Genomic DNA, 12,604 nt, shown 5'->3' with positions numbered 1-12,604 from the left:
CATGAAAGGAGCTTACAGCCATGGAGAATTTGTACATCCATACAGCGCAGCTGTACGATGCTGACCCTCGCGAGGTGTTTTCGGCAGATATTCCGTTTTATCTGGACCGGGCGAAGCGTTTGGGGGGACGCGTTCTGGAGTTAGCCTGTGGAACGGGCAGGATCACCATTCCTCTTGCCAGGGAAGGGGTTGAGATCTGGGGATTAGATTACTCCAAGAGTATGCTGGAGGTGCTGGAAAAAAAGCTTCAAAAGCTGTCCACCGAATCCAGGCAGCATCTGCATACGGTATATGGAGACATGACTGATTTTTCGCTTTCGGAAAAATTTAAGCTGATCTTCATCCCCTTCCGCAGCTTTCAAAGCTTAGAAACGGACGAACAGGCGCTGCAATGTTTATCCGCAGTCCATAATCATTTGGAGGAGGATGGACAGTTTATCATTAACGTGTTCAAACCGATAAAAAAGCTCGGGGCATGGTGGGTGGATCCGGCGGAAAACCTGGATTATGAATCTGTTCTGGAGAGCGGCGAACATGTCACCCGACATTCGATACGAAAACGTGTTGATACAGAGCGACGATTACTGTTCACGGATTTCATATATCGCTTAGATCAGGATGGCGAGCTTGTGCAGGAGTTTCACGACAGCATCCGGCTCCGGTATTTTTACGGAGATGACATTCGGCGTCTGATTACCTCCTCCGGGTTTACCATTGATGAGGAATACGGCTGGTATGACGGCACTTCGGTACAGGACGGCCGTGAGTTTATCTTTGTCTGCCGTAAATCGACAGGTATCTAAAGCCTAAGCAAGTTTCGATTAGTTTAGCTTAGCTTGGAGCAGCACAAGATGAAGAAGGCACCTGCCTGATTGAGGCAGGTGCCTTCTTCATGGTGGGGGAGTCGATCGTGCTTGCTGGGCGCGGGGCTCTAGGCTAACGGTTGCCACAGCGCTTATTAGTGCTAAAAAGTCACATTCCCCAGCCTGCGAGCTTTTAACTAACTAGGGTTCAAATAGCCACGCTGGTAACCGTTAGAGTTACCAAAGTGCGAATCTAGGCTAAATAGCACCTGTGGCAACCGTTAGAGTTACTAGCCGGCGGAAGCGGGCTACCAAGCGCCTGTGGCAACCGCTGGAGCTTGGCAATAGTTCCTCGCAAGCGGACACTCGGGCTAAAGGTTAGAGCTTCACACTAGCGAATTCCCAGGCAAACGGTTGCCACAGCGCTTATTAGTGCCAAACAGTCACACTCCCCAGCCTAACGGTTGCTACGATGGCTAAATGTGTGAAAATGCGAGCTTTTAACTAACTAGGGTCCAAATAGCCACGCTGACAACCGTTAGGGTTACCAAAGTGTCAATTTAGGCTAAATAGCGCCTGTGGCAACCGTTAGAGTAATGAGCCGGCGGAAGTGGGTCACCAACCGCCTGTGGCGACCGCTGGAACCTCGCAATAGATCCTCGCAAGCGGACGCTCGGGCTAAAGGTTAGAGCTTCACACTAGCGAATTCCCAGTCTAACGGTTGCCACAGCGCTTATTAGTGCCAAAAAGCGAGCTTTTAACTAACTAGGGTTCAAATAGCCACGCTGGTAACCGTTAGAGTTACCAAAGTGCGAATCTAGGCTAAATAGCACCTGTGGCAACCGTTAGAGTTACTAGCCGGCGGAAGCGGGCTACCAAGCGCCTGTGGCAACCGCTAGAGCAGCTAACCGGTCGATGTGGGCAACGAATCGCCATTAGCAGCCTGCCTATGATGTTACTGATTAGCGCCTATGGCAACCTTGAGAGGATATGTTGTGCTAAGCGTGCCCGTTTAAATGTTGCTGTCCGATAGGGATGCGGAGGGGCAGAGAGTCGGAATGTGCGAGACGAGGATCTTGCTGACAGTACGTTATCCCTATCCCATAATGTGTGCGCTTACAAATTCAATATAAACGTTTCGATAAATTTTAAATTACCACTTGAATACGATTACAAAATGAGATACAATCGTAATCGAAACGTTTCTCTTAATAATTCATGTAGCAAAACCACCTTTATTTTATTTTTTTATGCACAATCGAAACGTTTCACCGCCATCGTTGCAGATCTTCAACAATGTCTTCAACAATGTCTTGCAGATGTGGGTCTGAACAATTTTGAATGAAGTGGAGGTAGAAGAGCACACTTTATAAGCGGGGCATTAGGTCGGCTGTTTTCTCGGATGGTTTAATGCAACAGAATGCAATAAATAGGGTCTGAAATTTTGAACATGAACAAATTAATGAGAGGGGTATTAGATATGAAAAAAGTTCTGGCAATGATTACAACACTCGCTCTGAGTGCAAGTTTGCTTGCGGGCTGCGGAACCAATGACAACACAGAAGGCAGCAGCGGCGATGCGTCAAACGAGAAAGTAACGCTCAGCGTGTGGGGAATGGGTGAAGAAGCGAAGACACTGCCGAAAATCGCGGAGCAATTCACAGCCGAGAATCCGAACATTGAGATTAAGGTTCAGGCGCTGCCGTGGGATCAAGGACATGAGAAGCTGCTGACCGCAATTGCCTCCAAAAAAGGTCCCGATGTTGTCCAGATGGGCACCTCCTGGATTCCTGAATTCGCGGATGCCGGCGCACTTGCCGATCTTGCTCCTTACGTCGAGCAGTATCCGGAGCTGAAGCAAAAGCACTTTTATGATGGAGCTGTGGAAGCAGGAACATATGAAGACAAATACGTCAGCGTGCCGTGGTACGTAGAGACTCGTGTTCTCTATTACCGCACGGATCTGCTGAAGGAAGCCGGCTACGATCAGGCACCGCAGAATTGGGAAGAGCTGTCTGACGCAGCGCAGAAGCTTGCGGCACGCGGCGATGGCAAGTACGGCATGAGTATTGATCCGAAGGAACAGTCCCTAGGCTTTATGTTCGCACGCCAAAATGGCGCGGAGTGGTTTACGCCTGACGGTCAGCCTGACTTTGCAAACGATAAATTCGTAGAAGCGGTGGAGTATATCAATAGCTTTTACCAAAATGGCTCTGCACCGAAGGACCTTGGACTCGACATTATTCCGGCCTTTAAGGAAGGCATCCTGCCCATGTTCATCAGCGGCCCTTGGATGATCAAGCTGATTCAGGATCAGGCGGCCGACATCGACGGCAAATGGTCTATGGCTGTTCTTCCTAAGAAAGAGAACAACACCTCCCTGCTCGGCGGTTCTAACCTGTCGATCTTTGAATATTCGAAGAACAAGGACGCTGCTGCGAAATTCGTGGCGTACATGAGCAAAGCGGAGACACAGCTGAAATGGATGGAATTTACGAGCTCTCTGCCAGCTGCGACAGCGGCATGGGAAGATGAGTCCCTGAAGAACAATGAGTTCTACAAAGTCATAGGGGAACAGCTAAATGCTGCGGTTCCAATGCCGGTTATTACGGCTTGGTCACAGATCAGCCAGAGCTATGTGAAGCACTTTGAAGTTATCTATCGCAACAACGTAGACGTGAAAAAAGAGCTTGAAGCGCTCAATGCTGAAGCTGTGAAATTCATGAAATAACTTTGAATATTGAATATTGAATCAACCCCTTCGCACCATGAAGGCACCTAGCAGACGCTATAAGCGACGAGGGTGACTTCAGCAAAACAAGCGGGCCGGCTATGAGGCCGGCCCGCTCCCATATATGCTACGGCATGAAAGAAGGAAGTGACTATTCCTGATGAAAAGCTTTCTGAATAAAAGAGCGCCTTATATTTTCATTGCGCCAACCCTGCTCCTGCTGATTTTGTTCTCTATTGTCCCGATTGCGGTCGCGCTCGTGATCAGCTTCACCGACATGGATCTTGGAGGTCTCGCCAATATGGACCGGGTTGGATTCATCGGCTTCGACAATTATGCGGAGGTCATTCAGGATCCCGTCTTCCATAAGGCGATATACAATACGTTATTCTACGTCGTGATCGGCGTTCCGCTCGTCATTCTGTTTTCTCTCGGGATCGCTCTGCTCATTAATCTGGGCACGTCCCGCATCTTTAAAGTGTTCCGGGTCGTGTACTATCTCCCTTCCGTGACCAATATCGTCGCTGTTGCGGTGGTCTGGAGCTATCTGTATAATCCGGCGCTCGGTCTGTTCAACTATATGCTGAATTCGGTCGGTCTCCCGGACGTGCCCTGGCTCACGGAACCGACGGTCGCCAAGCTATCCTTGATTTTACTTGCGCTGTGGAAGGCGATTGGACTGAACATGATTATTTTCATTGCGGCACTGCAAGGCATCCCGAGATCCTATTACGAGGCCGCCCAGCTTGACGGGGCAAACACGTGGCAGCAAGTGACGCTGATTACGGTTCCGATGCTTCGCTTTGCGATCTTCTTCGTTTCTATTACAACGATGATCGGCTGGCTGCAGTTCTTCGAGGAGCCATTTGTAATGACAGATGGCGGTCCGTTAGATGGAACGTTGTCCGTATCCCTGTTCATTTACCAGAACGGCTTCCAATTCAACAACTTCGGATACGCAGCGGCAGGGTCGTTCGTCCTGTTCATTTGCATTATCGCCGTCACGCTCGTTCAGCTCAGGCTGCAGAAGAACGAGACAGATATGACTTAAGGCAAGGGAGAGATCATTATGAGTTCAATAACCGCTGGCAAAAGGAAGGGCTCGCAGGAAGGAAAAAGCGGCCGTACGTTTCAGTGGATTTCCGGCATCATCCTGACGATTGGCGGCCTGTTTTTCCTGTTGCCGTTCTTCTGGATGATGATGTCCTCCTTCAAGCCGGAGAACGAAATTGTCCAAATTCCGCCGACGCTATGGCCGGAAACCTTCACGCTGTACAATTTTCAGTATCTGTTCGAGAACATGAACTTCGGTATCTATCTTCGAAATACGCTGATTATCGTGGCGTTCTCGTTCGTAGGATTACTGCTAAACGCCGCTGCAGGTTTTGGCTTCGCCAAATACGATTTTAAAGGCCGGAACGCACTGTTCGTGCTCGTGCTGGCAACGATGATGATCCCAAGTCAGGTGACGATGATTCCGGTTTATTTGATCCTGAATACACTTGGACTTACGAATACGATGACAGGCATTGTGCTGCCGGGTCTGGTGGGGGCCTTCGGGATCTTCCTATTCCGCCAGTTCATGTCTACGGTTCCGACGGAGCTGCTGGAAGCCACACGTCTCGACGGTGCAAGTGAGTATCGTATTTTTCTGCAAATCGTGCTTCCCATTTCAAAGCCGATTCTCGCTGTGCAAGCCATTTTGACGTTCATCGCCGGCTGGAATAGCTTTCTCTGGCCGCTCATTATTGCGAATGATGAAGGGCTCTACACTCTATCGGTCGGCTTGTCGCTGCTTAAGGGGCAATATGCGGCAAACTTCGGCCTCCAGATGGCGGGGGCTACCTTCATGGTCGCGCCGGTGATCCTGTTGTTTACCTATTTTCAGAAGCACATCATTGAGAACTTCAGCATCTCCGGTATGAAATAACAAGCAAGCTCGGAAGGAGGGTGAAAAAGATGTCAGCTAGTAAGCCTAAACGGCCCAACATTTTGTTCATCATGTCGGATGATCATGCTTCCCACGCCATCAGCGCTTATGGGAGCCGGATTAATGAGACGCCGAATCTCGATCGGATCGCGAATGAAGGCATGACCTTTGACAACTGCTTCTGTACGAATTCGATTTGCGCACCGAGCCGGGCGGCCATTCTGACGGGCACGTACAATCATATCAATGGAGTGAAGACATTAGGTGATGATCTGGATGGACGGCAGGTCACGTTCCCGAAGCTATTGCAGGCAGGGGGATACCAGACTGCCATGATCGGGAAGTGGCATCTCGGACACGGTGGTCACCATGACCCGACAGGCTTTGATTATTGGAGTGTGCTGCCAGATCAAGGGGATTATCACGACCCGGATTTTTTGGAAATGGGCACCAAAAAGAAGTTCAAAGGGTATGTGACCGACATTATTACGGACAAGTCGCTTCAATGGATCGACAAGCGCGATCCCAAGCGTCCGTTCCTGCTCATGTGCCATCATAAGGCTCCGCATCGTCATTGGGAACCGGACGAGAAGCATATGCACTTATACGAAAATATGGACATTCCCGAGCCGGCTACCTTCAATGACGATTACGCGACCCGTTCGCAAGCTGCTGTCCAGGCGAAGATGCGCATCGATGATCTGAACGAGCTTGATACGAAGAACCCGCCACCGGAAGGACTAACGCCGGAAGAGACCCGCAAGTGGAAGTATCAGCGTTATATCAAGGATTACTTGCGCTGCATTGCTTCAATTGATGACAATGTAGGCCGCATGCTGGATTATCTGGATGAGCAGGGACTGACCGAGGATACTATTGTGATTTATACGTCTGATCAAGGCTTTTTCCTCGGAGATCATGGGTGGTTTGATAAACGGTTTATGTATGAGGAGTCGCTTCGCATGCCGTTCCTTCTCCGTTATCCGAAGGAAGTCAAGCCGGGCAGTGTGGCGAAGGACATGATTTTGAACACGGATTTTGCTCCAACCTTTCTGGATTACGCAGGCTTGCCGGTTCATGAAAGGATGCAGGGCGTCAGCATTCGTCCTTTGATGAATGGTGTTCTGCCCCAAGACTGGCGGAAAGCAATGGTGTATCGGTACTGGATGCACCTGGACGGCTGCCATGAAGTGTATTCCCACTACGGGCTCCGCACGGAGAGGTATAAACTCATTTATTATTACGCCCAGGCGTTAGGTACGACGGATTCCCGTGATGAGGACCGCCCGCCGGAGTGGGAGCTTTTTGATCTGGAGGCAGATCCGTATGAGCTGAACAATGTATACGCTGATCCGGCTTATGCCGCTCGGAGGATTACATTGACGAAGCAATTGGAGCAGTTGATGGACGAGATAGAGGATGAATATATCCATTAAATCTATAGAGCTCTTTAAGGGAGCTATTCATGAAAGCTTGGAGGAATGACGCGGTGAACGACATGGAATTGCAACGATTATTGAGCATGATGACGCTGGAGGAGAAGGTGGATCAGCTCTTGCAGCTGGCTCCGGCTTTTTTTGAAGGGGCGAACAGTGCCGGCCAGATTACCGGTCCGCTTGAAGGGCTTGGGATCACCGAGGCAACGGTACGCCGTGCGGGATCAGCGCTCGGACTCGGCGGTGCCGAGGAGGCCATTGCCATCCAAGACGCGCACTTGCGCCATAACCGGCTTAATATTCCGCTTCTGATCATGGCCGACGTCATCCACGGCTACCGCACCATCTTTCCAGTGCCGCTCGCAATCGGCAACTCGTGGGACATGGAGTTGGCTGGCCGAACGGCAGCGATCGCGGCCAAGGAAGCAGCGGCAGCGGGCATCCATGTTACCTTCTCACCCATGGCGGATTTGACGCGAGATCCCCGGTGGGGTCGGGTCATGGAATCGACAGGGGAGGATCCATGGCTGAACGGCGAGTATGCGCGAGCGTTTGTGCGCGGCTATCAGGGCAAGGATGTGGCCAAAGAGCCTTATAAGATTGCGGCGTGCATCAAGCACTTTGCCGCATATGGAGCAGCTGAAGGCGGGCGGGATTACAACACCGTGGATATGTCAGAATGGATGCGCCGCGAGTATTATATGCCTTCCTATCGCGCGGCTCTTGATGAGGGCTGCGAAATGGTGATGACGGCATTCAATACAGTGGATGGTATTCCTGCTACGGGCAATCGCAAGCTCATGCGTGACCTGCTGCGAGAGGAATGGGGCTTTAACGGTGTGCTCATTTCGGACTGGGGCGCCGTGAAGGAAATGATTCCGCATGGTGTCGCTGAAAATGAGAGGGAGTGTGCGCGCAAAGCCATTGAAGCCGGGGTCGATATCGAGATGATGTCACCTTGCTATCCGCATCATCTGCAAGAGCTGGTGGAGAGCGGCGAAGTGGACGTCAAGCTCGTGGACGAGGCAGTGATGCGCATTCTAAGGCTGAAGCGTAAGCTCGGGTTATTTCAAAAACCGCATCGATACGCGGACCCGGCGGCGGAGCAGGACATACTGCTCTGTGCAGAGCATTTGGATGCAGCGCATGAAGCCGCGCTTAGGTCCTGCGTACTGTTAAAGAACGAACAGAATACTCTTCCCTTGAACAAGGACATGAAGACAGCGCTCATCGGTCCGTTCGCGGTCAGCGATGATTTGCTGGGGCCATGGTCATGCATGGGCAAGCGGGAAGAAACAGCTACACTGGCCGAAAGCATGAGCCTGCTTGCGGCTTCATCCGCCTTAACCGCCGTTGGCTGCGGTGTCGAATCGATCACGGAAAAGGAGCTCACAGATATGCTGACTGCGGCGCGTTCGGCTGATGTGGTCGTACTGGCGCTTGGCGAAGCTTCGGAGATGAGCGGCGAGGCGGGCTGCCGCGCGGACATACGCCTGCCGGGCTGTCAGCTGGAGCTGGTCCAAAGGGTGCGCGAGCTGGGAAAGCCGACGGTTGCAGTTTTGTTTAACGGCCGACCGCTGGATCTTCACGGTGTACTGGATGAAGCTGATTCCGTACTGGAGGCATGGTACCCTGGCACGAAAGGTGCTGAGGCGGTAGCAGAGCTGCTCTATGGCGAAGCTAATCCCTCAGGACGTTTGACAATGAGCTTCCCGTATTCCGTTGGACAGGTGCCTGTCTACTATAACGCCTTCAATACCGGGCGTCCGCAAAGCGATCCAAGCGCTCCGGTTCGTTATGAATCACAATATCTGGACATCCCTAATGAACCGCTTCTACCGTTTGGTTACGGTCTTGGCTATACCGAGTTTGAGTACGGGCAAGCCGTATTATCTTCCGATGAGCTTCACGCTGGCGATAGCCTGAGCGTAAGTGTCAGTGTGACGAACGCCGGATCGCGCGCCGGTGAGGAGACCGTTCAACTATATGTGCGAGACATATCGGGTGAGACTGTGCGGCCGCTGCGCGAGCTGAAGGCGTTCCGCAAGATTACGCTTAATGCGGGCGAGACCAAGGAAATCGAGTTCTTGTTGACGGAAGACATGCTTCGATATCACCATAGTGATTTGTCTTACCACAGCGATTCAGGAGCCTTCATAGCGATGGTGGGTCCAAACAGCCGGGAGGTGCAAGAGCTGCCATTCCAGCTGATCTCGGGTGTTTACGGCACGACAACAACTACAACATAAAACAGAGAATACAGACAAGACAGCAGTTAGAGGTAGGGGAAAGGAGCAAGGCAATGAATACTGGGCAATTAGCAAATAGCGAGTTTTCCGTGCAAACAGACGGACTGGCCTTCACGTTTATGAAGAGCGGAGACCTTCGCGAAATTCGCTACAAGGATCTGATGATCAATCAGGTGATGTCGAATCCGCTTGACGGATCGATGAACAATCTTTTTTTACGCTTGCACAAAGAGGGCCGGCTTGAATACGCACCGCTCCTTGGCGTTTCTTCAGGAAGCATCGTCAGCGCTTCTGATCGGCGTATTTTGTGGACAGGAGAAGCACTGGGCGTTGCCTATCGCGTAACCTTTACGTTAATGCCCGGGCTAATCTGGTTCTGGGAGGTCAGCCTGTCCGCAGCGGGAACACCTGGCGTTGTGGTGGACGTTGTCTATGGTCAGGATCTGGGGCTTGCCGATCAAGGAGCCGTGCGCACTAACGAAGCATATATGTCGCAATATATTGGCCATACGGTTTTTGAGACCGACGAGAGAGGCTATACGGTATGCTCGCGGCAGAATCAACCGATGACCACCGGCTTTCCTTATCTGCAGCAAGGATCGTTGACTGGTGCGGCGGGCTTTTCGACCGATGGCTTCCAATTCTTCGGTCTCTCCTACAAGGAGACGGACGTTCCGGAAGCGCTTCGTCACAAGCAACTGGCGAATAAGGTTTATCAGTACGAATTTGCCTACACGGCACTGCAGTCGGAGCTGCTGGAAGTCGGAATTGAAGAGAAAACGGTGGTCTTCTACGGCCTCCTGAACCCGAATCATGAAGCGGCAATATGCGAGCTGGAATATGTGGAAGAGATCAAGCAAGCTTGGCAAGGAGCACAATCACTGAAAGGTGAAGAGCTTTCCCCCATCGGTGAACCCCTTGCCTGGAACGTGAGCGTCGGATCTCCGCTGCAAGCAGACGACATGACGGAAGGCGAGATTCAGGCGCTGTTCCCGTCAAGGCAGCAGGAAGAGCGTGTGAACGATGAGCTGCTCTCCTTTTTCACAGATACGTACGAGCATGTCGTGCTAAAACAAAAAGAGCGGCGCATGGAGCGGCCTCATGGTCATATTCTGATGAGTGGCGACAACGCCCGGGTGAACGACAATGTAGCGTCATCGACAAACTATATGTACGGGCTTTTCCACTCGCAAATTACGTTAGGCAATACGTCGTTCAACAAGCTGATGAGTAATGCACGTAACGCATTAAATGTGTTAAAGACGTCGGGACAGCGGATTTATGTGGAGATTGACGGACAATTTCGGTTGCTGACTCTCCCATCTCTGTACGAACTCGGCTTTAACTACGCACGCTGGCATTACAAAATAGAGAAAGATGTTCTTACGATTACCGCATGGTCGTCCCCGGACGTCCCGGAGCTGTTTCTCGAGGCCGTCTCTCGTCAAGGTGAGGCCTATCGCTTCCTCGTGACTAACCAGATCACGATGAACGACAAGGAATACGAGGTTCCGTTCCTGATGGAACGCGATGGCGGTGAGCTGATCTTCCGAGCTCATCGGGAATCGTTAAGCGCTGGCGTTTACCCGCATCTCCATTTTCGTATGCGCCTTAGCGGCACTGCTATGCAGGTGTTGGACGAGCGCGCGTTGGTTGCGGGAGCACCGGAAGGCTCCGCCTCCCTGGTTGTGCTAGAGCTTGAGCCGACTGCCATGTGGCGGCTGAGCATTCAAGGGCGTCTGGAAAAAGCCGTCTCAGCGGTACCGGAGCATAACCGCTTGATGGAGCGTCCCGTCGAGGCTGATATTTCGGCCTATCGTCAATTTCTCGGTGACGTCATGAACGGCTTCGACTTATCTCACGATTCGGCGGAGCAGCAGGAAGAGCTGGATAAATATAACACACTCGCTTGGTGGTACACACACAATATGCTTGTGCACTACTCCGTACCGCATGGCCTGGAGCAATACAGCGGTGCTGCCTGGGGCACGCGAGACGTCTGCCAGGGACCGACGGAATATTTTCTTGCGACCGGCAAGTTCGGTCAAGTGAAAGAAATTCTGAAAACCGTGTATAGTCATCAATATATAGAAGAAGGAAACTGGCCGCAATGGTTCATGTTTGACCGATATTACCGGATCCAGCAGGAAGAGAGCCACGGCGATGTCATCGTATGGCCGCTTAAGGTGCTTGGCGATTACTTGCGGATTACAGGCGATTACGCATTGCTGAACGAAAAAATCCCTTACACCACGCACGGGGGAGAGCTTACGCAGGTCACCTATACGTTACTTGATCATGCGCGCAAAGAAATTCAGTATATAAAGGACCATTTTCTCCATGGAACCAGGTTGTCATCCTACGGCGATGGGGATTGGGATGACACGCTCCAGCCGGCGAATGCGAAGCTGAAGCAATTTACAATTAGCAGCTGGACTGTGTCGCTAACATTCCAGACATTTACTCAGCTCTCCGGAGTGCTGGCGGATAAGGGCGGTGAACTGGAAGCCTTGGCGAGTGAGCTTAGTGAACTTGCGGAAGGCATGAAGGAAGATTTTAACCGTTATCTCGTGAAGGATGGTGTGACCTCTGGCTTTGCTTATATGGAGGAGCCGGGCGAGGTTCAACTGATGCTGCATCCCAGCGATGACAAGACAGGGATCCGTTACCGGCTCCTGCCGATGACTCGCAGCATGATCGGGGAGCTGTTCGATAAGGATCAAGCAGATTCTCATTACCGCTTGATCGAGCAAGAGCTGCTGTGTCCAGATGGCGTGCGCCTGATGAATCGTCCGGCTGATTATGCGGGTGGTGTCAGCACGAGATTCAAGCGCGCCGAGCAAGCGGCTAACTTCGGACGTGAGATCGGGCTTCAATACGTACACGCGCATATTCGCTTCATTGAAGCGACAGCCAAGCTAGGAAAAGCCGAAGAGACCTGGAAGGCGCTGGCTGCAATTAATCCGATCGGCATCCAACACGTAGTGCCGAATGCGGATCTAAGGCAAAGCAATGCTTACTTCAGCAGCTCCGACGGTAAATTCGATGATCGCTACGAAGCTGCGGATGGTTTCGGCAAGCTGCGCTCCGGGGAGGTTAAGGTCAAAGGCGGCTGGCGCATCTATTCCAGTGGTCCGGGGATTTACATGAACCAGCTGATCTCGAACGCACTCGGTATTCGTCAGGAGAGCGGCGATCTGGTGGTAGATCCCGTGCTTCCGGCCGGGATGGATGGCATGCAATTTTGTTTCCGATGGAATGGCAAAAAAATCGTATTCCGTTACAACGTAAGCGGTGAATCGGTTCGCTGCGTTACTGTGAACGGTGAGCAGGTTCTGACGGTACAGCAGCCGAACCGTTACCGCCACGGCGGAGTACGGATTCCGAAAGATCATTTGGAGGCGCTGCTCGTTGATGGCGTGAACCAAATCGTGATTGAGATGGCATAGATAGGC

7 protein-coding genes are annotated in these 12,604 nt (G+C 51.7%); all 7 read left to right on the top strand.

What is annotated here, in order from left to right:
• The first annotated feature begins 20 nt into the window (after nt 1-20).
• The 7 genes from JJQ72_RS08955 to JJQ72_RS08925 all read left to right on the top strand — a co-directional run bounded on the left by JJQ72_RS08955 (nt 21) and on the right by JJQ72_RS08925 (nt 12,598).
• Nucleotides 21-803 carry a class I SAM-dependent methyltransferase gene (locus JJQ72_RS08955; RefSeq protein WP_208203428.1) on the top strand — a complete coding sequence of 261 codons (783 nt, stop codon included), beginning with the start codon at nt 21-23 and terminating at the stop codon, nt 801-803.
• 1,480 nt (nt 804-2,283) lie between these two features.
• The gene (locus JJQ72_RS08950; RefSeq protein ID WP_208203427.1) at nt 2,284-3,534 is read left to right on the top strand and encodes a sugar ABC transporter substrate-binding protein; all 1,251 of its coding nucleotides are present in this window, start codon (nt 2,284-2,286) and stop codon (nt 3,532-3,534) included.
• Nucleotides 3,535-3,694: 160 nt separating this feature from the next.
• A complete protein-coding gene (locus tag JJQ72_RS08945) occupies nt 3,695-4,585 on the top strand; it encodes a carbohydrate ABC transporter permease (RefSeq protein WP_138224866.1) in 891 nt (296 codons plus the stop codon).
• Nucleotides 4,586-4,603: 18 nt separating this feature from the next.
• The gene (locus tag JJQ72_RS08940; RefSeq protein ID WP_138224867.1) at nt 4,604-5,464 is read left to right on the top strand and encodes a carbohydrate ABC transporter permease; all 861 of its coding nucleotides are present in this window, start codon (nt 4,604-4,606) and stop codon (nt 5,462-5,464) included.
• Nucleotides 5,465-5,493: 29 nt separating this feature from the next.
• A complete protein-coding gene (locus tag JJQ72_RS08935; protein ID WP_208203426.1) occupies nt 5,494-6,900 on the top strand; it encodes a sulfatase family protein in 1,407 nt (468 codons plus the stop codon).
• A 62-nt stretch (nt 6,901-6,962) separates the two neighbouring features.
• Nucleotides 6,963-9,149 carry a glycoside hydrolase family 3 N-terminal domain-containing protein gene (locus JJQ72_RS08930; protein WP_208203452.1) on the top strand — a complete coding sequence of 729 codons (2,187 nt, stop codon included), beginning with the start codon at nt 6,963-6,965 and terminating at the stop codon, nt 9,147-9,149.
• A 53-nt stretch (nt 9,150-9,202) separates the two neighbouring features.
• Entirely contained in the window at nt 9,203-12,598 is a 3,396-nt protein-coding gene (locus tag JJQ72_RS08925) for a GH36-type glycosyl hydrolase domain-containing protein (RefSeq protein WP_208203425.1), read from the top strand.
• Nucleotides 12,599-12,604: the final 6 nt, after the last annotated feature.

The organism is Paenibacillus sp. F411 (assembly GCF_017582705.1).
GTDB classification, from domain to species: Bacteria; Bacillota; Bacilli; order Paenibacillales; family Paenibacillaceae; genus Paenibacillus_AQ; species Paenibacillus_AQ algicola.
Note: the sequence above shows the minus strand (reverse complement) of the source record. Positions and strands in the feature narration are given on the sequence as shown.